The sequence below is a fragment of the Ureibacillus chungkukjangi genome, from assembly GCF_003217295.1.
GTDB classification, from domain to species: domain Bacteria; phylum Bacillota; class Bacilli; order Bacillales_A; family Planococcaceae; genus Ureibacillus; species Ureibacillus chungkukjangi.
In genome coordinates this window covers 70782-93023 of record NZ_QJTJ01000006.1, presented here as the reverse complement: position 1 = coordinate 93023, position 22242 = coordinate 70782, and the positions used below count along the sequence as shown (strand labels likewise).

The 22242-nt window shown below is 38.7% G+C and carries 21 protein-coding genes and 1 pseudogene; 1 reads left to right on the top strand and 21 read right to left on the bottom strand.

What is annotated here, in order from left to right:
- Positions 1 to 45 precede the first annotated feature (45 nt).
- From plsX to BJ095_RS06820, 7 genes are all read right to left on the bottom strand, one after another.
- Positions 46 to 1038: a phosphate acyltransferase PlsX gene (plsX, locus tag BJ095_RS06850; RefSeq protein ID WP_107933946.1), complete on the bottom strand. Its 993-nt coding sequence runs from the start codon at positions 1036 to 1038 to the stop codon at positions 46 to 48.
- Positions 1022 to 1612, bottom strand: a complete 591-nt coding sequence (gene fapR, locus BJ095_RS06845) for a transcription factor FapR (RefSeq protein WP_107933944.1) — start codon at positions 1610 to 1612, stop codon at positions 1022 to 1024. The genes plsX and fapR overlap by 17 nt, the downstream gene beginning before the upstream one ends.
- Before the next feature lie 286 nt (positions 1613 to 1898).
- A complete protein-coding gene (recG, locus tag BJ095_RS06840) occupies positions 1899 to 3944 on the bottom strand; it encodes an ATP-dependent DNA helicase RecG (RefSeq protein ID WP_107933942.1) in 2046 nt (681 codons plus the stop codon).
- Entirely contained in the window at positions 3937 to 4830 is an 894-nt protein-coding gene (sdaAA, locus tag BJ095_RS06835) for an L-serine ammonia-lyase, iron-sulfur-dependent, subunit alpha (RefSeq protein WP_107933940.1), read from the bottom strand. Before sdaAA ends, recG begins: the two co-directional genes overlap by 8 nt.
- A 12-nt stretch (positions 4831 to 4842) precedes the next feature.
- Positions 4843 to 5505: an L-serine ammonia-lyase, iron-sulfur-dependent subunit beta gene (gene sdaAB, locus BJ095_RS06830; protein WP_107933938.1), complete on the bottom strand. Its 663-nt coding sequence runs from the start codon at positions 5503 to 5505 to the stop codon at positions 4843 to 4845.
- Between the two features lie 330 nt (positions 5506 to 5835).
- On the bottom strand, positions 5836 to 7485 hold the full coding sequence (locus BJ095_RS06825; RefSeq protein WP_107933936.1) for a DAK2 domain-containing protein: 1650 nt from the start codon (positions 7483 to 7485) through the stop codon (positions 5836 to 5838).
- Positions 7486 to 7503: 18 nt separating this feature from the next.
- Complete coding sequence (locus BJ095_RS06820; protein ID WP_036202871.1) at positions 7504 to 7866, bottom strand: Asp23/Gls24 family envelope stress response protein; 363 nt, start codon at positions 7864 to 7866, stop codon at positions 7504 to 7506.
- Positions 7867 to 8252: 386 nt separating this feature from the next.
- Here BJ095_RS06820 and rpmB point away from each other — a divergent pair, with 386 nt between their 5' ends.
- On the top strand, positions 8253 to 8441 hold the full coding sequence (gene rpmB, locus BJ095_RS06815; protein WP_036202868.1) for a 50S ribosomal protein L28: 189 nt from the start codon (positions 8253 to 8255) through the stop codon (positions 8439 to 8441).
- Positions 8442 to 8915: 474 nt separating this feature from the next.
- Here rpmB and spoVM read toward each other — a convergent pair whose 3' ends face one another.
- The 14 genes and pseudogenes from spoVM to gmk all read right to left on the bottom strand — a co-directional run bounded on the left by spoVM (position 8916) and on the right by gmk (position 22045).
- A complete protein-coding gene (gene spoVM / locus BJ095_RS06810; RefSeq protein ID WP_107933935.1) occupies positions 8916 to 9017 on the bottom strand; it encodes a stage V sporulation protein SpoVM in 102 nt (33 codons plus the stop codon).
- 16 nt (positions 9018 to 9033) lie between these two features.
- Entirely contained in the window at positions 9034 to 9684 is a 651-nt protein-coding gene (locus BJ095_RS06805; RefSeq protein WP_107933933.1) for a thiamine diphosphokinase, read from the bottom strand.
- A complete protein-coding gene (gene rpe / locus BJ095_RS06800; protein ID WP_107933931.1) occupies positions 9684 to 10349 on the bottom strand; it encodes a ribulose-phosphate 3-epimerase in 666 nt (221 codons plus the stop codon). Before rpe ends, BJ095_RS06805 begins: the two co-directional genes overlap by 1 nt.
- Before the next feature lie 2 nt (positions 10350 to 10351).
- A complete protein-coding gene (gene rsgA, locus BJ095_RS06795) occupies positions 10352 to 11233 on the bottom strand; it encodes a ribosome small subunit-dependent GTPase A (protein ID WP_107933929.1) in 882 nt (293 codons plus the stop codon).
- 4 nt (positions 11234 to 11237) lie between these two features.
- Positions 11238 to 13211, bottom strand: coding sequence for a Stk1 family PASTA domain-containing Ser/Thr kinase (gene pknB, locus BJ095_RS06790; protein WP_107933928.1), 1974 nt, complete (start codon positions 13209 to 13211; stop codon positions 11238 to 11240).
- Between the two features lie 2 nt (positions 13212 to 13213).
- On the bottom strand, positions 13214 to 13960 hold the full coding sequence (locus tag BJ095_RS06785) for a Stp1/IreP family PP2C-type Ser/Thr phosphatase (RefSeq protein ID WP_107933926.1): 747 nt from the start codon (positions 13958 to 13960) through the stop codon (positions 13214 to 13216).
- A gap of 13 nt (positions 13961 to 13973) precedes the next feature.
- Positions 13974 to 15137, bottom strand: coding sequence for a 23S rRNA (adenine(2503)-C(2))-methyltransferase RlmN (gene rlmN, locus BJ095_RS06780; RefSeq protein ID WP_107933924.1), 1164 nt, complete (start codon positions 15135 to 15137; stop codon positions 13974 to 13976).
- Between the two features lie 26 nt (positions 15138 to 15163).
- Complete coding sequence (gene rsmB / locus BJ095_RS06775; RefSeq protein WP_107933922.1) at positions 15164 to 16522, bottom strand: 16S rRNA (cytosine(967)-C(5))-methyltransferase RsmB; 1359 nt, start codon at positions 16520 to 16522, stop codon at positions 15164 to 15166.
- Positions 16519 to 17460: a methionyl-tRNA formyltransferase gene (gene fmt / locus BJ095_RS06770; protein WP_107933920.1), complete on the bottom strand. Its 942-nt coding sequence runs from the start codon at positions 17458 to 17460 to the stop codon at positions 16519 to 16521. Before fmt ends, rsmB begins: the two co-directional genes overlap by 4 nt.
- Positions 17461 to 17462: 2 nt before the next feature.
- On the bottom strand, positions 17463 to 17954 hold the full coding sequence (def, locus tag BJ095_RS06765; RefSeq protein ID WP_107933918.1) for a peptide deformylase: 492 nt from the start codon (positions 17952 to 17954) through the stop codon (positions 17463 to 17465).
- Positions 17955 to 18037: 83 nt separating this feature from the next.
- Complete coding sequence (gene priA / locus BJ095_RS06760) at positions 18038 to 20452, bottom strand: primosomal protein N' (RefSeq protein ID WP_107933916.1); 2415 nt, start codon at positions 20450 to 20452, stop codon at positions 18038 to 18040.
- Positions 20453 to 20457: 5 nt separating this feature from the next.
- Positions 20458 to 21003, bottom strand: a pseudogene (gene coaBC, locus BJ095_RS06755) (bifunctional phosphopantothenoylcysteine decarboxylase/phosphopantothenate--cysteine ligase CoaBC); the annotation flags it as partial.
- 194 nt (positions 21004 to 21197) lie between these two features.
- A complete protein-coding gene (gene rpoZ, locus BJ095_RS06750) occupies positions 21198 to 21422 on the bottom strand; it encodes a DNA-directed RNA polymerase subunit omega (protein ID WP_107933913.1) in 225 nt (74 codons plus the stop codon).
- 5 nt (positions 21423 to 21427) lie between these two features.
- Positions 21428 to 22045: a guanylate kinase gene (gmk, locus tag BJ095_RS06745; protein WP_107933911.1), complete on the bottom strand. Its 618-nt coding sequence runs from the start codon at positions 22043 to 22045 to the stop codon at positions 21428 to 21430.
- Positions 22046 to 22242 lie beyond the last annotated feature (197 nt).

Sequence of the window (22242 nt, the reverse complement as noted above, 5' to 3'; positions counted from 1 at the left end):
CCTTTTCTAACGTTTCATCCCTTTATCCCCTTAAAATAAATGGAATTATTGTTCTTGGCTTTGTGCAATTGTTTCGGCAATATCTTTTGTTACATTATGTTCAGCCATAATAGATGCTTGTCGTATTGCACTATAGATTGCTCTTGCATTTGATGATCCGTGGGCTTTAATAACAGGTGCTTTAAGACCAAACAGCGCCGCTCCACCATGCTCAGAATAATCTAATTTACCTTTAAGCTTTTTCAGCTCAGTTTTCATAAGTACAGCACCGATTTTTGTTTTAGCAGAAGCCATAAAGGCTTCTTTTAGCATAGACATCATTGCGCCAGCCGTACCTTCAATCGTTTTCAAAACCATATTTCCTGTGAAGCCGTCAGTCACCACAACATCAGCTACATTGTCTAATAAATCACGAGACTCAACATTGCCAATAAAGTTAATGTCAGCTTCCTTTAACAAAGTAAACGCTTGCTTTGTTAATTCGTTCCCTTTTTTATCTTCTGTACCGATATTTAATAATCCTACTCGAGGATTGTCGATGCCTCTAACTTTTTTTGCATAAATATAGCCCATTATGGCGTACTGTACAATATTCTCAGGTTTTGCATCGGCATTAGCACCCAAATCAAGCATTAAAAAGCCTTGGCCATCAATTGTCGGTAATGTTGTAGCTAATGCTGGACGAGCAATACCCTCGATACGTCCTACTTTAAATAAACCTCCAGCCATTAAAGCTCCCGTATTTCCTGCAGATAAACACGCATCTGCACGCAGATCTGTAACTGCTTCAAGAATTTTCGTCATCGATGAATCCTTCTTGCGACGAACAGCACGAGCTGGATCGTCCTCAGCTTCAACAACTTCTTCACAATGAATTACTTCAAGACGGGCATGCTCTTTCAAAAAAGGCTGCATTTCTTGCTGTTTACCATATAACTGGACCTCTAGGTTTGGAAAATCTTCTAATGCAAGCAATACACCTTCAACGATTGCCTTTGGAGCATTGTCCCCACCCATTCCATCAATTGCTAACTTCATTATTGTCACCTGAACCTTTCGTGCGGTACATTTCAAATTCACCTTTAAACACTGTTTCATTATTTACAGTTGATACTACATCTATATATGTACGATTTTTTTCACTATTCCTATTACGAACAATTGCTTTTGTAATTACACGATCTCCTGCTTTTACAGGCTTTACAAACACCACGTTTGACTTAACGGTAAGCGCTAGTTCATCATTGATAACGGCTACAGCTAGCGAATTTGCCTGGGCAAATAAATGATGCCCCCTTGCAATGCCGTTACGTTGAAAAACATGCTCATCCTTTACATCAAAAATGGATAATGCTCGTTGATCTAATTCTATATCAATAATTTCACCAATTACTTCGTCTAATGGTAAAGATTTTACTTCATTCTCATAATTTTGTGCTGCAACGTCTTTAATACGTTCGCGCAATTCAGGAATAGATAGTTCCATGCGATCGAGGCGAATGGTTTGAACGCTGACTCCAAACTGTGAAGCTAATTGTTCATCAGTGACGAATGGGTTATCTTCAATTGTTTCAGTTAGTAGTCTTTGCCGTTCTTTTTTGGTACGCTTCAAAACACTCGTCACCTACTTCTAGTTTTTTTAGCACTTGGTACTAATACCAGTATACATTTCTACAAAAAGGAACGCAAGAGAGAATTTAGATGTTTCTCGTTCTTGCTGGTGGATTCTAGGTGGGGTTTGTAATAATTTAGACACTTCCCCTAGGAATTCAGCCACTTTGAAAGATAATCTAGCCACTTTACGCTATAATCCTGGTACTTTTTCAAATAATCTCGCCATTTCATATTTTACAAAAAAAATAAAACGATTCCCGCTAATAATAGCGAAAACCGTTAGATCAATCTATTCGTTCTCCATTTAAGACACCAGACTCTTCTAGCATTTCACGTAAATGCTGATATTCGTCAGAGTTCCAGAATTCATCCTCATAAATAAGCTTTGCCGCATCCTGTCTAGCCACTTCTAATGTTCGGTAGTCATGCACGAGATCGGCCATTTTGAACTCAGGGAGCCCGCTTTGCTTTTTCCCGAAGAAATCACCAGGTCCACGAAGCTCTAAATCCTTTTCCGCAAGCTTGAAGCCATCATTCGTTTGTGTCATAGACATCATACGTTCTTTACCTTCTTCTGATTTAGGGTCAGCTAAAAGTACACAATACGATTGATGCTCGCCTCGACCGACACGACCGCGCAATTGGTGAAGCTGTGCAAGCCCAAAACGATCTGCATCATAAATCATCATAAATGTAGCATTCGGAACATTAACCCCTACCTCTACAACCGTTGTGGAAACTAATACGTCAATCTTTCCATTAGAGAAATCACGCATCACGGCATCCTTTTCATCAGAATGCAATCTTCCGTGCATTAAACCAACTTTAAATCGACCATTAAAAATTGTAGCGAGCTGCTCATAAACCTCGACGGCATTTTGAACATCTAATTTATCTGATTCCTCGATCAGTGGACATATTACATAAGCTTGTCTGCCATGGCGCAGTTCAGATTCCATTTTCGTTATGCTCGAATTCAATTGTTCTTTTTTCAGCCAATGTGTCTCAATCTGCTTACGTCCCGCAGGTAGCTCATCGATAATGGAAACGTCCATTTCACCAAAAGCAGTGATTGCTAGCGTTCTAGGAATTGGTGTAGCCGTCATGAACAGTACGTCAGGGTTCATTCCCTTATCACGTAAAATTCTACGCTGCTCTACACCAAAGCGATGTTGCTCATCGGTGATGACGAAGCCAAGATTTTTAAAGATTACATCCGGCTGAATTAAGGCATGGGTACCGATTAAAATATCAATTTCCCCATTATGTAATTGCTCTAGGAGGATTCTTTTGTCTTTTGCTTTCGTTGAACCAGAAAGCATAGCCACCTTCACACCAATCGGGTCAAACCAGCCTTTTAAGGATTCAGCATGCTGTTCAGCTAAAATTTCAGTTGGCGCCATTAGTGCCCCCTGATAGCCTGCTGTTACTGCTGAATAGAGTCCTATAGCCGCGACAATTGTTTTCCCTGAACCAACATCCCCTTGTAAAAGTCGGTTCATGCGGTGCGGCTCTTTTAAATCCTTGCTTATTTCATTGACTACTCGCTTTTGAGCATTTGTCAGCTCAAAAGAAATACTTTGAATAAATTCACGAACCTTTTTCACATCATACTGAATGGAGATACCTTGTTCGTTTTCCTTGCGAATTTTACGTAAGGATTGAATTCTTAACTGGAAATGTAATAATTCCTCATAAACAAAGCGTCTTCTTGCTTGTTTTGCATGATCTGCATCCTTAGGAAAATGAACACCCTCCAAGGCATCTGTTATTGTTGGCAATTGATATTGCTCAATCAAATGACTTGGAAGTGTTTCAGCCATTTCACCATCAAGTAAATCTAAAGCCTGACGCATATACTTGCGAAATCTATTCTGATGAATATTGCCCTTTAAGCTATAAACTGGCTCAAAATCAGTATTATCTGTTTTAGGTCCAAATTTTATAGACGTGCCATTAATGACTTGTCGACCACGGTCCCATTTTCCTGAGACCGTTACGATTTCACCTGGCGTAAGCTTAGTTCTTAAATAATTTTGATTAAAAAATACAACCTTCACAAGATGTCTTCCGGCTAGCACTGTTACTTGTATTCTAGATTTATTTTTCCCTAGATAAAGAACTGAAGGAACACTTTCAACTCTTGCTTCAATTGTTACTTTTTCATTATGCGGTGTTTCTGCTAAATCCTTTAGCCGAAAATCTTCATGACGATAGGGGAACGTCCAAATTAGATCTTCGATAGTGTAAATACCCATTTCACTTAGGTGCTCAGCCGTTTCTTTTCCAATACCCTTTAATGCCGTAATTGGTTCTAATACATTAGTCAACTTGTACTGCACTTCCAAAAATTTTGGCAGCTAGTGCTTTACCTGTTGGTGTTGCAGCAAGTCCTCCACGAGCTGTTTCTTTTAAGCTTGGATGCATCGTTTGACCGATTCTAAACATTGCTCCAATTACTTCATCACAAGGAATTCGGCTAGTTATTCCAGCAAGCGCCATATCTGCAGCGACCATTGCATTTGCTGCCCCCATTGCATTTCGTTTTACACATGGAACCTCTACAAGCCCTGCAACTGGGTCACATACAAGCCCTAGCATATTCTTTAATGTAATTGCAAACGCTTCCGCAGTTTGGGCAGGCGTGCCACCAGCCATCTCTACAATTGCTGCTGCTGCCATACCAGCTGCAGAACCAACTTCAGCCTGACACCCACCTGCAGCTCCAGAGATAAAGGCGTTATTAGCTACAACAAATCCATATGCCCCAGATGTGAATAGGAAATTAATCATCTGTTCACGTGTAGGATTTAATTTATTTTTTACAGCAAATAGTGTACCTGGTACGACTCCAGCAGATCCAGCGGTTGGCGTTGCACATATTGTTCCCATTGCTGCATTTACTTCGTTTGTTGCTACTGCTTTACTTACAGCATCTAATAAAAGGTCCCCAGAAAGACTTTTACCTGAAGCAATATACTTTTGAAGTAAAACTGCATCGCCGCCCGTTAAGCCCGAAACAGACTGAACCCCGTTTAGCCCACGTTCAACTGCTTGCTCCATAACAACTAAATTTCGGTCCATCTGAGCGAAAATCTCTTCTCTCGTGCGACCAGTCATATTCATTTCTTGTTCTATCATGATGTCAGAAATGAGCTTATTTTCTTTTTCAGCAAGTTCAACCAATTCTCTTACATTGTGAAATAATACGTCCACAAAGCTCACTCCCTAGTTATTAATTTTTGATACTTTTGTAATATTAGGAATCAATGAAATCTGTTGCAAAATACGTTCTTCAATATTTTGATCGACTTCAATTACCATCAATGCTGTTTGGCCACGTTCAATTCTCGATACTTCCATATGCCCAATATTTACATGGTGCATCGCTAAGCAGTTTGCAACGTTTGCAATACATCCAGCACGGTCGTCATGGACAACCAATATTGCTGGCATCCCACCATTTAATCGAAGCTTAAAGCCGTTCACTTCACTAATTTCGATTTTACCCCCACCGATAGAAATCCCTTCTACCGACATTTCGCTTGTTTCGTCACCCATTACTATTCTCGCTGTATTTGGATGCTCTTTATTTGCTGTTTCTGGTATGATTTCAAATTCAAGTCCTTCATTCTTTGCATGCTCAAAGGCTGTTTTTATGCGTTCATCAAATGTATCAAAATCTAATAATCCACCAACTACCGCTACATCTGTACCATGTCCTTTATATGTCTCGGCAAAAGAACCATAAAGATGGATTTTCGCCCATTTAGGTTTTCGGCCAAATAAATCTCTTGCAACTCGTCCGATACGAGCAGCACCCGCTGTATGAGAAGACGATGGTCCAATCATTACTGGACCGATAATGTCAAAAACTGAAGTAAATTTCAACCTACTCTCCCCCTTATTCTCAATTATATTAAAATCTGAAATGATTTGTTATCGAAATTAAATCTATTATTTTAAGCATAGTTTATCATGAAGGATCATAGACACACAAAATATATATTTTTTTGAATACTTCTTTTTTCAGAAAATCGATTAAATAACCTTGAGGGCACGCCACTTGGTGAATATTGGATTGATATTAAGGGTTATTTTAAATTGACTTCTTTTTGATGTTTTTCTTTAAAATACAAAAAAGCTAACCACAAAAAGAAGTTTCTTGTACAACTTTTTGAGGTTAGCTTTTTATTTAGCCTTAAAATATATTCCGACCAATTATTCAATCGAAAGGATAAATGGATATAACGATTGTTTTCCTTCAACAATTTCAACTTCTGCGTCAGGATAGTTTTCTTCGATGAAGCTTGCTAATTCGTTAGCCTCTGCTTCAGAAGCATCTTCACCGTAAATGATTGTGATGATTTCTGAATCCTCATCCACTAAATCAGTTACAACCTTCTGTGCTGCATCCAGCATTTTAGGTGTCGATAAAATGATTTTACCTTCAGCCAATGCCATGTAGTCATCCTTGCGAATTTCTACACCATCAATACTCGTATCGCGAACAGCAAAAGTCACTTGACCCGTTTTCACGTGTGCAAATGCATTCGTCATGCCATCTTTGTTATCGGCTACAGAGCTTTCAGGGTTAAACGCTAGGATAGCTGCCATCCCTTGTGGAATTGTTTTAGTTGCAACAACTGCAGCTTCAATATCTAATAACTCAACTGCTTGTTCAGCAGCCATTACGATGTTTTTGTTATTTGGTAAAATCAGGACGCGTTCAGCATTAATTTCTTTCACTGCCTTAACGATATCCTCAGTTGAAGGGTTCATTGTTTGTCCACCTTCAATAACATAAGATGCGCCTATACTGCGCAGTAATTCAGAAATTCCCTCACCCATAGCAATTGTTACTACAGCATAAGGATGCTTTTCTAGTTTCTTTGGTGCAGGGGCTTGCGTATCTTGATCATTGACAATCGCAGAATGCTGTTCACGCATATTGTCTACTTTGATCTTAATTAGGCTTCCGTATTTCTGACCTGCTGCAAGTACCGCACCTGGCGTTTCAGAGTGGATATGTACTTTTGCAATTTCATCATCCGAAACTACAAGTAATGAATCACCCATTACATTTAGTTCTTCACGGAATTTTGCTTCATCAAATGGTTCCTTCTCTTCTTCAAGTCGAACCATAATTTCTGTACAATAGCCAAACTCAATATCCTCTGTGCTCATAAAATCTTGTGCACGATGATGCTCAGCGCTAATTAAATCATCTAAAGAAGCGTCGTTTTTAGCTGGAAGCGCTTCACCTTTTAATGAGGCAAGGAATCCCTCGTAAACGAATAAAAGTCCTTGGCCACCACTATCTACAACACCAACCTCTTTTAGTACTGGTAATAGGTCTGGTGTACGATCTAGTGAGTTTTTACCTTCACTTACTACTGCTTCCATAACAGCAATGATACTGCTTTCTTCTTGTGCAACCTCAACAGCCTTTGCTGCCGCTTCACGAGCAACTGTTAGAATAGTTCCTTCAACCGGTTTCATAACCGCTTTATAGGCCGTATCTACACCTGCTTGGAATGCATTAGCAAATTGAATCGCATCAATTTCACTGTCTTTTTCAATTGCTTTTCCGAAACCACGGAATAATTGAGATAAGATTACGCCTGAGTTGCCTCGTGCCCCCATTAGTAATCCTTTTGATAAGCTTTGTGCTGTTTTCCCAATATGTTTCCCTGCATTACTTTCTGTTTCTTTTGCACCTGATGTCATGGACAGGTTCATATTTGTACCTGTATCTCCATCTGGAACCGGGAATACGTTTAGAGAGTCAACATAATTTGCATTTTGAGATAAATTATGGGCACCCATTTGCACCATTTCTGCAAATTTGATTCCGTCTAGTGACTTCATCCGATTTAAATCCTCCTCTTACACATTCATAACACGAACGCCTTGAACAAAAATGTTAACTGATTTAACGCTCATACCTAATGTTTTGTTTACTGTGTATTTTACTTTTGACTGAACTTGGTAAGCCACTTCTGAAATTTTCGTTCCATAGCTAACGATAATATACATGTCAATATGAAGGTCTTGTCCTTCTTGACGGATAATTACACCTTTTGCAAAGTTTTCTTTTCGTAAAATATCTGTTAATCCATCACGAATTTGATGTTTAGATGCCATTCCAACAATACCATAGCATTCAATTGCTGCTCCACCAGCAATTTGTGCAATTACATCGTTTGAAATATCGATATGGCCGAAATCATTATTAATTTCTACTGACATGACTTTGCCCCCTTGGCTCATTTTCACTAAATTCTATTGTACTACACAAAAATTGATTATAAAAGAAAACCTTGGTATTCGTCTACATATTGTCTAGTTTTCCTAACTTTTTACAGATAATAAAGTATAACCTATTTCCCACTTCATTAGGCAAATAAGCTTAATATTCTTCTAGTATTTTATAAATTTAGCCTTAATAATATCATAAGTGTTTTTTTAGAAGAATTCCATTTTTAACACTCTATTTCATACTGTAAAGGAATTTTTCTTGAAAGGTTATGTGAAAACTGTTGCATAGCCTTGTTGTGTATGTTAAATTATTAAAGTATGTGAAATAAAGAACTGAAAAACAATCTTTCAGATTCATCTGTAAGGAGGGAATATACATGCCTAAACAATGTGTAGTAACTGGTCGAAAAACTCGTTCAGGCAACAATCGTTCACACGCAATGAACGCTAACAAACGTACTTGGGGTGCAAACTTACAAAAAGTTCGTATTTTAGTGAACGGTAAACCAAAACGTGTATGGGTTTCTGCTCGTGCGCTTAAATCTGGTAAAGTTGAACGCGTTTAATTGTTCGTATTTTAACCTGTAAAACATCAATTTTTACTTTTGTAGAAATTGATGTTTTTTTCTATTGTGATGATAAAAAAGAACTGTCCATGAAGCTTAAAGGACAGTTCTTTTTTTGTTTTAGCGGAAATACCATATGCTACATTAATTTTAAATTTGAAAGCTTTAAAACGAAACTCCAATCAATGGGGAGGTAAGAAACACATGGATGAAAGAATAAAGACATTAGACAAAAAAGTCAGATTAAGTTTGCTCTCGTCCCCACTGATTAGCTACTAAATCAAGAGCTAAGTGCATCACAACACAGCGATTACCAACATGTTAAGATTGGCCACTTTGTGATATCACTTATGTAACCAATTTTCATATTGGCCAATTCAAAGCATGCTTTACTTGCAGCCGTCCCCACCTAATCTTAGTCAATCTAAACTGATACATGATCAGGTTGGGGACTGTGAAATGCAAGCAATTAGACTATTTTTTCTCTTTGTTCTTTCCGCCGCCTGTAAATAAATTAATGCAGCTTCGTGTAAGACTACTAACAAATTTCGGCAATTGAAATGTATAAACTCTCAAATGCTGGCCCTCCTTTTTAGTCACTGCTTCTTATCATTAAACATATGCCTGATGAAAAGGAGATATACCCAAGGCTAGAAATCAATTCATTACTAGTAAAGCGAGAAGTGCCAATTTCAATGCATTCTTTGGTAGTCTCGTATTTTAGACCTCGTATTGTTACATTTTCTACTTCATCCTCATAAGCAAAAAATGAAATATATCGAAACTTTTCATCTCGTATTATAGTATGTTCCCCAGGGAATAGTATGCGAATTTCATTATGAGAGTTTATAATTTTTATGTGAATTTGTGGGTGCTCTTTTTGTAATCGGTACATAGAACGAAGAGCTGCCTCAAAGTGATCTAGCCTTCCTCCTGTAACTCCTGTTAAAAAGATTTCTGTTGGATTATAGGTTAATGCCTTCAATAATGCCAAATCCGTATCTGTCTCATCTTTTTCAGCCTGTACCTTTTCGGCGTTAAGTGCAATAGTAGAAACCCGCTGCCATTCTTCTTTCGATAATGAATCAAAATCACCAACAATATCAGTAGGTACGATGCCCTCTTCTATTAAATAAAGAGCGCCTTTGTCTGCCCCAATAAAAAGTGCATTTCTAGCTTTGAAATCATCAAATGAGCAAAGTTCTCTCTTAGGCCCACCTGAACATACTACAACGCACGTCATTATTGTAATACAGCCTCACCAGCAGCTTTAATCTCCTGTAAGGCCTTGGCACGATCTTCTTTATTATAAATAGCAGAGCCGGCTACAAACATTGTTACTCCAGCTTTAGCACATTCTCCAATCGTTTGGGCAGTTATGCCGCCATCAACTTCGATTTCGATATTTAACCCACGTTCCTTGATGATAGCTGAAAGAGCCTCAATTTTGGGAACTACAGAAGTGATGAATTTTTGACCTCCAAAGCCAGGGTTTACTGTCATAAACAGAACAAAGTCGATGTCTTCTAAAATATGTTGAATCGATTCAATCGGTGTGTGCGGATTTAATACAACGCCCGCTTTCACATTTAGAGATTTAATTAGTTGAATTGTACGGTGTAAATGTCTACATGCCTCTACATGCACGGAAATGTAGTCAGCACCAGCTTTAGCAAATTGTTCGATGTAGTTATCAGGGTTTTCAATCATTAAATGAACATCCAATGGCAATTGTGTAATTGGACGTAATGCCTCAACAACGATTGGTCCCATTGTAATATTGGGTACAAAATGTCCGTCCATAACATCAATATGGATTAGCTCTGCTCCAGCTGCTTCTACTTCCTTCACTTCTTGTCCTAATTTTGCAAAATCTGCAGATAATATCGATGGTGCAATTTTAATCATCACTAATACCTCGGCTTTCGATCAATAATTTCTTGTAAGAATTGTTGATAATGCTCGTAACGATAGCTCTTTACTTCACCCTTTTCAAGGGCATCCTTTACTGCACATTTGGGTTCTTTTATATGTAAGCACCCTCTAAATTTGCACCCTTCACTCAATTTGCTAAATTCAGGGAAACAAGACGTAAGCTCTTCTTTTTCAATCGTATCAAAGTCAAAGGAGCTAAACCCTGGTGTATCAGCTAAAAGACCATCACAAACCTCTATTAGCTCAACATGACGCGTTGTATGCTTACCGCGACCTAGACTTTGAGAAATCACTCCCGTTTCCAATTGTAGCTCGGGAAGTAAAGTGTTTAACATAGTCGATTTCCCTACACCAGATTGACCTGCCAAAACGGATGTATTCCCTTTCAGAATTGGCTGCAAACGATCCATTAAAGAAGCATCCTCTTTATAGGTTTCAATGATTTCATAGCCAATTGCTTTGTAATCATCGATATAGCTTTGAAGCTTCTCTTTTTCCACGTCAGTCAATAAATCTATTTTCGTTAAACAAATGATTGGTTCTACGTTAAAGGACTCTAAAACAACTAAAAAGCGGTCTAATAAAATCGTATTAAAATCTGGTTCCTTTACTGAAAAGACTAATAGCGCTTGGTCGATATTCGCAACCGGTGGACGTACTAGCTCATTAGATCGCGGATGGATTTTCATGATCGTACCATCCGATTCCCCTTCTTTAGTAAAGTCGACAAAATCACCAACGAGCGGTGATTCTCCTCGATTTCGGAAAACACCGCGCCCACGACATTGTAGCAATTCTCCATTGTAATAGACATAATAATAACCACTTAACGCCTTACGGATTTGGCCTTCAGCCATTGTTTCACTCCTCAACACTTTTATATGGAATCGTTTCTTCAGCAATCCTCATTGCATCACGTTCTATTCGATAAGCTGCTGGTTGATCTTCAGTAATTTCTAATTCAATCTTATAATCTGTATCCTCAGTAATTGTAAACTCAGCAAAAGGCTCAACCATTGTATGGGTTTTATCTTGAATAAAGATTCGGACCTGTTGTTCGTCACCTAAATTGACTGGCTCATAAGGAATCTTAATAGTTTTTACGTATAGCTTAGATTCTTTTTCTTTTGGTCCCAATGATACAACCACATAGATTTTACCGCCAAGCTCTAAGCTTCTGTTTGCTTTTGGATCCTGTTCAATTACCTCACCGGCAGGAACATCCTCTGAATATTCTTCTTTAATATCAACCTTAAATCCAGATCTTTGTTCATAGCTCTTTAATGAGGCCTTATTATAGCCTGAAAGGTCCTCTACTGTACCATAGCTTTTACCTTTACTAACCGTTAAAGTAATTTCTGTCTCACCTGGAATAACCTCTTCGCCAGCCTCTGGTTCCTGTCCGATAATTATTCCTTCATTTTCATTTGAATCTTCTTCTATTAAATTTACTTTAAAGTCACTGTTTTCAAGGATAGCGATTACCTGATCAATTTGCTTTCCAGTATAATCGTCCATTGGAACAGTTTCATTTCCTAGGCTCGTGTAAATCGTAATTTCTGTGCCTTCTACACGTGTAACGCCAGCTTTTGGATTTGTTTCAATGACAAGGCCTTCTTCTACATCCTCTGAATGCTTCTCTTTCGTTTCACCAATAGTAAACCCAGCTGTTTCAAGAGTTTCAATAGCCTCTTCAAGCTCTAAATTAGCCACGTCAGGAATTTCAACCTGCTTTGGACTAAGTAAGTTAAATAGTAAAATAGCAGCTAAAATGACAATCAAAAGTGAAGCAAGAATTATTCCAAAAATCTTTCCACGACTTTTTTTCTTCTTCTTTTCGCCTTTTGGCTCTTTTTTATTTTTTGTCAGTTCAACCTTCTCAATCTTACCTATTTCTTGATTTAAAATTTTTGTATTCGCCATATCGCCGATTGGCATTGGCTCTTTTATAATTGGGATAGCTTTTGTTTCATCATCATCGACAGGTGGAGCAAATTTTTGTTCATTTGTACGATTTGGCGATAAAACTGTTAACAGGTCCTCCTCCATCGCTTCAACTGTAGGATATCGATGAAGTGGATTTTTTGCGGTAGCCCTTAACACGACATTTTCCAAGCTTTGTGGAATCGAGGCATCTATCGCTCTAATTGACGGTGTTTCTGCCTGTAAATGCTTTAATGCGATAGATACGGCAGATTCCCCAGAAAATGGAAGTTCACCTGTCAATAATTCATACAATACGATTCCAAGTGCATAAATGTCGGATTGACTTGTTGCAGTTCCTCCACGCGCCTGTTCAGGTGATAGGTAGTGCACTGTCCCAATGACAGAATTAGTTTTCGTATAGCTAGTCGCAGATAATGAGGTTGCAATACCGAAATCGGTAATTTTCACATTCCCTTCAACATCTACCAATATATTTTGCGGCTTAATATCTCGATGAATAATTTGATTTTCATGTGCATGGGTAATTGCTGAAGTTAATTGCTTCATGATTTGAACACTTCTAGCTGGTGATAAAGGCGAAAACTCATTTATGTATTGTTTTAACGTTTTGCCTTTTATATATTCCATCACGATGTAGTGCATATCCTGGTCTTCACCAACATCATAAATACTTACGATATTAGGATGTGTAAGGCTTGTAGCTGATAATGCTTCCCTATGGAAACGCCGATGGAACTCTTCTTCGTTCGTAGCATCATAGCGAAGAATCTTCACAGCCACATCACGGTTAAGAATCATATCGTGCGCTAAATAAACATTCGACATTCCGCCTCCGCCAATGAGGTCTAAAATCTTATAACGGTCATTTAATCGTTTTCCTTCAAGCATCTCTACACCTCCCCATCGTTAGATAATAAAATTACTGAAATATTATCTTCTCCACCTGAATCATTCGCCAGCTGAATTAGCTTCTTACCTTTTTCCTCGATTGATAAAGGCAAGGTTAAAATGGCTGCCATCTCTTCAGTGGTAAGTTTATTACTTAAACCATCAGAACAGATTAATACATTTGATGCATCTTCTACTTGTAGCTCATAGAAATCTGGTTCAATGGTACTTTCCGTACCAAGCGACTTTACAATAAAGTTTTTTTGAGGATGATTTTCTGCTTCCTCTTCACTAATTTCCCCATACTCCACCAGGAAATTTACATAAGAGTGATCCTTCGTAATTAACGTGACCGAATCAGCCGTAAAATAATAGACTCTACTATCCCCAATATGTCCTATTAAACAGTCGTATTCATCAATTAGCATCGCAATTAAGGTTGTTCCCATCCCTTTACAGCTTTCGTGTAATAAGGAATGGTTATAAACCTTTTCATTAACTGACTGAATTGTTTCTAGCATCCATTGTCTTTTGGCCTCAGTTGAGTCTAGCTGCGTTACATCTAAGTTAAGAAAATATGATTTCATCTCTTCAATCGCCATTTCACTAGCAACATCACCAGCATTATGACCACCCATTCCATCTGCTAAAATGGCGAGCTTAAAGCGATCGGGATGCTCAAAAAAAGCAACCCGATCCTCATTAACCATACGTTTACGCCCCACATCACTTTCGACTGTAAACTTCACATAAGTCACCTGCCTACTTTGTTTCTTCTTGACGTTCTTGTGCACGTAACTGTCCACAAGCTGCAGCAATATCCGCGCCTTGCTCACGGCGAATTGTTACGTTAATGCCACGTTTCTTTAAAGTTTTTTCAAACGCAAAAATACTGTTTCGTGATGTACGAATATAATCACGCTCTGGCACATAGTTGATAGGAATTAAGTTTACATGGCATTTGATGCCTTTTATTAGAGCTGCTAATTCTTCTGCAACTTCAACTGAATCATTTTCACCTGACATTAGACCATACTCAAAGCTCACACGACGTCCTGTTTTGTTCGTATAATAACGAACCGCCTCTAATAGATCTTCAAGCTTGTAGGCACGAGCAATCGGCATTAATTTTTGACGTGCTTCTTGGTTTGGTGCATGTAGTGAGACCGCGAAATTGATTTGTAATTCTTCATCTGCAAATTCGTAAATTTTAGGCACAATACCTGATGTAGATACGGTAATATGACGTGCACCAATATTTAACCCCTTGTCATTATTGATGACCTTTAAGAAGTTCATCATAGCATCATAGTTATCGAATGGTTCACCAATTCCCATAATAACAATATGAGAAACACGTTCGCCTTCTTTATCTAACTCTTGTTGTACCTTTACAACCTGTTCAACAATTTCACCGGCTAATAAGTGACGTTTTAGCCCACCTAGTGTTGAGGCACAGAATGTACAACCGATACGACAACCTACTTGTGTAGTTACACAAACAGAATTTCCATATTCATGGCGCATTAATACAGTCTCGATTGAATAGCCATCTTGAAGTTGGAATAAAAATTTGATTGTACCATCTTTTGATTCCTGTTTAATAATTGTAGATAATGTTGTTAATAAGAAATTCTCTGCTAATTTTTCGCGTAATGCTTTTGAAAGGTTTGACATCTCTTCGAAGGTTTTTACACGTTTTTCATATAACCATTCATAAATTTGTCCAGCACGGAAAGCTTTTTCACCGTTTGCTGTTAACCATTCTCCTAATTGATCAGGACGCAGTGAATAAATTGATTCTTTTAATTTTGGTTTTTCTTTCTTCTCACGACGAACCGGCTTTTCTTCTGACTTTTCTTCTGGCTTTTGTTCAGCCTCTTCTACCAAGTCTTGTATACGTTCAATAAATTTATTTTCATCCATTAGTCTTTAGGATTCTCCTTTTATGTCTAATCTTGTTTGTTTTTTCGGAAGGCAGCTACAAAAAATCCATCGCTCCCAAAATCTTGTGGGAATACTTGTAGCATACCACCCTGGCTTTTTTCTAAAAGTTCTTTTGGTAAATTTTCTAACGGGACAGCTTCCATTTCAGGATGAGACGCTAAAAACGCTTGAACAGTTTCTTCGTTTTCCTCTTTATTTATAGTACATGTACTATAAACTAGTCTCCCACCCTTTTTAAGAACCTTCACCGCATTATCCAAAAGCTGAAGCTGAATTTCATGAAGTCTTGATAAGTCTTCTTCACGCTTTGTATATTTAATATCAGGTTTGCGTCTCATTACACCCAATCCTGAACACGGCGCATCTACTAATACAGCATCAAAGGATTCCGCTTCTAGAAATTCTGCCGCTTTACGCCCATCAACTGGTGCAGTTTGGATGATTTCTAAGCCTAGACGATTACTTGTCTCATCGATTAAGTCCAATTTATGTGGATGTAGGTCTGTAGCTAAGATAGAACCTTCATTTTTCATTTTTTCAGCCATATGAGTTGTTTTCCCGCCTGGTGCTGCACACATATCCAATACACGCCAGCCCGGCTGTGGGTTAAGGGCATTTGCAGGCATCATCGAGCTTTCATCCTGAATCGTAATATAGCCATCTTTAAACGCCTTTGTACGAGAAGCTTGGCCACTCAATAAGTGCAGGCATTCAGGAATGACCTTACTCTGCTCAGCTTTTACACCTTCTTCTTCTAATAGAGCAAGTACTACTTCTACTGTAGCTTTTGCCGTATTTACACGAATCGATGCAATTGGTGGTAGATTATTTTCTTTGAGCATTTCTTTTGTTTTTTCAAATCCATATGCTTCGATAAATCGTGCTACTAGCCAATCTGGATGGCTTGTTTCAATTGCTAGTCGCTTTGTAGAATCCGTAATTTCCTCAGTAGAACGAACTCCCTGACGTAAAATAGAGCGTAATACACCATTCACCACTGATGCAATCCCTTTATGACCTCTACGTTTTGCAATTTCCACTGCTTCGTTTACCGCGGCATGATCTGGAACACGATCTAAAAAAACGATTTGATAAAGTGAAAGACGAAGAAGCCACTTTACCCAAAGGTCCATCTTTCCTTTGATAAACGGCTCTAAATAGTAATCTAGTGTGTACTTATACTGAAGAGTACCATAAGTAAGTTCAGTTAGTAGAGCTCGATCTTTTGCTTCGATTTTATATTTGTTTATCGTCTGGTTTAGTAAAAGGTTACTGTATGCTTGATGTTTGTCTACTGCTAATAGGATTGTTAGTGCTGCATCTCGAACATTGCCGTCCCAAATTTGTTCTTTCTTTTTTGTCATTCAAATTGGTCCCCTATCGCTAGCTTCGATCCTGTCCCACGCAGGTAGTCTTGTGCTGTCATTCTTTTTTTCCCAGCAGGCTGTAATTCATATATCACGATAGACTTCCCGTCACCTGTTGCAACTTCAAAGCTATCGTTTTCAATTTTCACAACTTGACCTGGTGTGTGTGTTGTTACACTGTCGCCTTCTTTTACAGACCATAATTTCACATTCTCGCCTTGGAAGGTTGTATAGGCTGTTGGCCATGGCGTTAAACCACGAACTTGGTTGAACACATTTCTAGCTCCGTTTGACCAATCCACACGTTCCTGTTCGCGAGAAATATTATGGGCGAAGGTTACTTTTTCTTCATCCTGAGGAATACGTTCATTTTTCCCTTCGATAATTAAAGGCAATGTTTCTTTTAATAGCTCTCTTCCAACTACACTTAGCTTTTCGAACATTGTTCCTGTATTATCTTCCTCCTCAATAGAGATGGCACGCTGTGTAATAATGTCCCCAGCATCTAATTTCTCTGCCATGTACATAATCGTAACACCTGTTTTTTCTTCTCCATCAATGATCGCTTGGTGGATTGGTGCTCCCCCACGATACTTTGGTAATAGTGAAGCATGTACATTAATGCAGCCAAGAGGAGGTGCATCCAGTAAGCTTTTAGGCAGGATTTGACCAAAAGCTGCTGTAACAACTATATCTGGCTTCAAATTGATAATTTCTTGCAGCTCCTCAGAGTTACGCAATTTTTCAGGTTGAATGACTGGCAGCCCTAAACGTAAAGCCTCGGCTTTAACTGGAGGTGGTGTTAACACTCTCTTACGACCAACTGGACGATCGGGCTGAGTAACAACTGCTAATATGTCGTACCCTTCCTCATGAATCATTCGTAAAATTGGAACCGAAAAATCTGGTGTTCCCATAAAAACAACAGAAGTCATTCTTATTCCTCCTCACCATACATTTGAGCTAGCTCATCCTCTGTGACAACTCGAATTAGTTTAGAATCAAATAAAATACCGTCTAAATGATCGATTTCGTGGAGAATCGCACGAGCATCAAAGCCACCAGCTTCCAGCTCATAAACACGACCTTCACGATCACATGCTTCAATTTTCACGTAAGTTGGGCGTTCCACCTCACCAAATAGATTTGGGAAGCTTAAGCAGCCCTCTATATCAACCTCTGCACCAGAGGTTTCAATTACTGTTGGATTAATCATTTCTAAAACATCACGTTCTTCGCCAAGCTCTACAATTGCCACTCGCAATGGGACATTGATTTGTGGAGCTGCAATCCCAACACCATCATGCTCAACCATCGTGTCATATAAATCATCAAGAAGTGTAATAATTTCTTCGTTAATCTCTGTTACTTCTTTACATTTTTCTGAAAGCACCTTTGCCGGATGCTCCACTACTTCTTTAATTGCCATTATTATTACCTCTTTCTACACTTCTTTAAGCTTATTATTATTATCAGAATTCGCAGCATCATATCTGACTCTGCCAATCCTGTTTAAATCATGTTTGGATCTAAATCTACAGTCAAATTAATTCCTTTTTTAATCCAATCTGAACGGTAAATTTTGATCAGTTGTAATAAGGTTGGGATTAAATCTGGCTCTACCTTGTATTTTATCAAACATTGATAGCGATATCTATTTTGGAGACGACTGATGCCTGAAGCGGTCGGTCCAATAATTGAAACATTAAAGGAAAGCTGTGAGCGTAACCACTCTACTGCTTTTCCTGCATAATCCGCAGCCATCAATACATCCTCGTGTGATACTTGTATCAATGCTAAATAATAGTAAGGTGGATAGCCTGCTTGATGGCGCATTTGCATTTCACGTTCATAAAATGGGTCATATTCCTGTGCTTCTGATAATTCAATCGCATAATGCTCAGGTGTATAGGTTTGTACGACTACTTCACCTGGCTTTTCATGTCTTCCGGCTCGTCCACTTACCTGTGTTAAAAGCTGGAATGTTTTTTCTGCCGCTCTGAAATCAGGTAAATGCAGCGACGTATCTGCACTAAGTACACCTACTAGAGTTATATTTGGATAGTCTAGGCCCTTTGCAATCATTTGGGTACCAAGCAATACGTCCGCCTCTCCGTTACCAAACGCCTCTAATAGTTGTTCATGCGACCCCTTTGCTCGGGTCGTATCAACATCCATCCTCAGTACTCTTATTCCAGGAAAGAATTTCGCTAATTCCTCCTCCACCTTTTGCGTACCTGTACCGAAATATCGAATGTGATCACTTTGACACTGTGGACAGGTTTTTGGCACATGTATCTCATAGCCACAATAATGACATTTACATTTTTCATTTTTCCTATGGTAGGTTAAGGAGATATCACAATTTTCGCATTGAAGAACGGTTCCACAATCCCGACACATAACGAAGGAAGAATAGCCGCGTCGATTTAAAAACAGAACGATTTGTTCTTTTTTATCCAAACGGATCTGAATGGATTCCATCAGGCTTTGAGAGAACATTGAGCGATTGCCTTTTTTCAATTCATCACGCATATCAACAATTTGAACCTTCGGTAATGATTGCTTTAGCGCTCGCTCCTTTAATGTCAGTAATGTATAGACATTTTTCTTCGCGCGCGCAAAGGATTCAAGTGAAGGTGTTGCACTTCCCAAAATGACCGGACAGTTGTGATACTTACTTCGCCAAATCGCAACATCGCGGGCATGGTATCTTGGTGAATCCTCTTGCTTATACGTCGATTCGTGTTCTTCATCCAAAATGATAATCCCGACGTTTTCAAAGGGCGCAAAAACAGCCGAACGAGCACCAACAACTACCTTCACTTTGCCTTGGTGAATTTTTCTCCACTCATCATACTTTTCACCGACTGATAAACCGCTGTGCATAACCGCTACCAATTCACCAAACCGCGAGCGAAATCGTTCCGTCATTTGAGGTGTTAGGGAGATTTCTGGAACTAGGACAATCGCTTCTTTTCCATCATTTAATACCTTGGCGATTGTTTGTAAATAGACCTCTGTTTTACCACTACCAGTAACACCCTGGAGTAAAAAGGTTTTTGGTTCTTGTTCTTCGATTGAGTTCATGATTTGATCTAATGCTACAGATTGTTCATCTGTTAAATTTAAAAAGTTTGTTCGTTTAATCTCTTTTGTAAAAGGATCACGATAGACCTCTTCTTGAACAAAGTCTGCTGCACCCAGGTCAACTACTGCATTTAACACTTGGGCAGAAGTTTCCAGCTCTTTATAGATAACCTCTGGATCCATTATTTCGCCAGCATGAAGCTGCATCCATTCCACTAGCTGCTTTTGCTTTTTAGCACGGTTTGAAATATTCGCCTGAATGTCAGCCAGCATTTGGTTGTCTTCTATTATTCGAACTTTTCTAACTTCCTTTACTTTCCCCTTTTGCTTTACGACATTGGCGATTGAAACTTGCTTATTTTTTATCGCCGCCTTCAACTGAGGAAGTAGATTGTTTTTTTCAAATACGTTTACATTTATCTGTTGAGAATCTCTAAAAATTTCCTGGAGTGGCTCAGGTAATAGCTCCACTTCAGTTTGCAGATTTGCGATTTTTTCATATTTAGCTCTTAAGGCAGATGGAAGCATTACCTGAAGTGCATCGATTTCATAGCAGATCGTTTCATTTTTCAACCATTTTGCAAGCTCTAGCATTTCACCAGTTAATACGGGTTCAATATCAAGAACCTGCGAAACTGGCTTTATCTTTTCTATTGGGACATCGGTTTCGTTTTTAATAGCCACAACAAATCCGAGTACATTTCGTGGTCCAAATGGTACTTTAACGCGACAGCCCGTTTCGATTATTTGTGTCATTTCAGCTGGCACTAGATAATCGAAGGGACGATCGACTGGATATGCAGCAACGTCCACGATAACTTGCGCAACGGTGATCATTCTTCTTTTACTTCTTCTTTAAAAAAGTCGACCACAATTTGCGTTATCTTTTCTGGTTCTTCAAGTCGGCCTTTACCGACATACCCGCAGGCTAAAAAACCTTCTGATGGCTCGATAAAGGAGCACCCATCCTCTGCAAGCTGTGCGATATTACGTTTTACAGCAGGATGGTCATACATATGTACGTTCATGGCAGGAGCTAGCCAGACAGGACAGGTAGCAGCAAGTAAAGTAGTCGTCACCATGTCATCTGCTATACCATTGGCAAGCTTTCCGATTACGTTTGCCGTAGCTGGTGCTACAAGAATTAGGTCGGCCCAATCTGCTAAATCAATGTGTGCGATTTTACTTGAGTCTTTTTCGTCAAAGGTATCAAAGAATACATCGTTTTTTGACATGACCTGAAACGTAAGAGGTGTTACAAATTCCCTTGCGGATTTTGTCATTATGACTTTTACGTTGAAATGTGCTTTTGTTAATTGACTCACAAGTGCGACTGCTTTATAGACTGCGATCCCGCCTGATACACAAAGCAAAATATTTTTTTGCATGACTAATCTCCTTTCAAATGACAAGCTCCCAAAGAAAAATTCTTCGGGAGCTACATAATCACAACTTATCTACAAACAAATTCTGTACCCGTACACTCTGGGTACAAACAAACATACGAGTATATAAACACTTAAAAAGCTTCTAATAATCGTATATTTATTGAGCAAGACAAAGGCCAACTCGATGTTGATTATTAAACTTCGTCTTCGTAAATTGTTGATGCGTCTTGTTTTTCTTTTTTAAGCACGCCAGCTGCTACTTCTTCCAGTGCTTTACCTACTGGTTTGTAAGAAACGTATTTTGCTAATTGCTCATTGCCCTCTTCTTGCATTTGGCGAGCGCGCTTTGAAGCTAAGCTCACTAAAGAATATTTTGAATCGATTTTGTTTTTTAAAGCGTCAATAGATGGGTATAACATATAATTTATTCTCCTCTCAACATAGACAAATAGGTTTTTTCAATACGTTCACGACGGCAATGCTCAGCGACAATAATAGCATTTATTTTATCACATGCGTTTTGAATTTCATCGTTCTCGACCACATAGTCATATAAACTCATCATTTCAAGCTCATTGCGTGCCGTGTCAATTCTCTTTTTAATAATTTCTTCTGTTTCAGTACCGCGTCCAATTAGACGATTTTGCAACTCCGAAATACTTGGTGGCGCCAAGAAGATAAACAGAGCATCTGGAGCTTTTTCACGAATTTGAGCTGCTCCCTGCACCTCTATTTCTAGGAATACATCTCGGCCAGCATCCAATGTTTCGTTTACATAGGCAAGTGGTGTGCCATAATAGTTGCCAACAAACTCGGCATGCTCTAATAAGCCGCCTTCTTCAATAAGCGCTTCAAATTCGTTACGTGATTTAAAGAAGTAATCCACTCCATCAACTTCACCTTCACGAGGCAAGCGTGTTGTCATTGAAATCGAATATTCATAATTAGTGCCGGCCTTAGAAAAAAGTTCTTTACGTACTGTTCCTTTACCGACACCGGATGGGCCTGATAGAACAATTAATAAACCTCGTTCTTTTCTCATTGTTCTCAAATTCTCCCTTACTTACTGCTTTTACAACAATATTTTTAATGATTACTACAGTATAAAGTAAAATTTCAAATTGTGGGGACTTTTTTATTCTTCTACTTATAAAGTTAAATCGATGAGGTTTTAACAAGAAGTGAATTCCCCTTTAGTAAAGAAGACTTCTTTTATATAGAAGATTCTTACCAGTTGAA

Excerpts from the sequence above, each read along its gene's own strand:
- BJ095_RS06805 (WP_107933933.1), bottom strand. The coding sequence starts at position 9,684 with ATGACGTGCGTTGTAGTATGTTCAGGTGGGCCTAAGAGAGAACTTTGC.
- BJ095_RS06825 (WP_107933936.1), bottom strand. The coding sequence starts at position 7,485 with ATGAAGTCACTAGACGGAATCAAATTTGCAGAAATGGTGCAAATGGGT.
- rsmB (WP_107933922.1), bottom strand. The coding sequence starts at position 16,522 with ATGACAAAAAAGAAAGAACAAATTTGGGACGGCAATGTTCGAGATGCA.
- priA (WP_107933916.1), bottom strand. The coding sequence starts at position 20,452 with ATGATCACCGTTGCGCAAGTTATCGTGGACGTTGCTGCATATCCAGTC.
- rpe (WP_107933931.1), bottom strand. The coding sequence starts at position 10,349 with ATGATTAAAATTGCACCATCGATATTATCTGCAGATTTTGCAAAATTA.
- fmt (WP_107933920.1), bottom strand. The coding sequence starts at position 17,460 with ATGACTTCTGTTGTTTTTATGGGAACACCAGATTTTTCGGTTCCAATT.
- rlmN (WP_107933924.1), bottom strand. The coding sequence starts at position 15,137 with ATGGATGAAAATAAATTTATTGAACGTATACAAGACTTGGTAGAAGAG.
- def (WP_107933918.1), bottom strand. The coding sequence starts at position 17,954 with ATGGCAATTAAAGAAGTAGTGGAGCATCCGGCAAAGGTGCTTTCAGAA.
- BJ095_RS06820 (WP_036202871.1), bottom strand. The coding sequence starts at position 7,866 with ATGTCAGTAGAAATTAATAATGATTTCGGCCATATCGATATTTCAAAC.
- rpmB (WP_036202868.1), top strand. The coding sequence starts at position 8,253 with ATGCCTAAACAATGTGTAGTAACTGGTCGAAAAACTCGTTCAGGCAAC.
- rpoZ (WP_107933913.1), bottom strand. The coding sequence starts at position 21,422 with ATGTTATACCCATCTATTGACGCTTTAAAAAACAAAATCGATTCAAAA.
- gmk (WP_107933911.1), bottom strand. The coding sequence starts at position 22,045 with ATGAGAAAAGAACGAGGTTTATTAATTGTTCTATCAGGCCCATCCGGT.
- pknB (WP_107933928.1), bottom strand. The coding sequence starts at position 13,211 with ATGCTTGAAGGAAAACGATTAAATGACCGTTATAAGATTTTAGACCTC.
- plsX (WP_107933946.1), bottom strand. The coding sequence starts at position 1,038 with ATGAAGTTAGCAATTGATGGAATGGGTGGGGACAATGCTCCAAAGGCA.
- rsgA (WP_107933929.1), bottom strand. The coding sequence starts at position 11,233 with ATGGCTGAAGGCCAAATCCGTAAGGCGTTAAGTGGTTATTATTATGTC.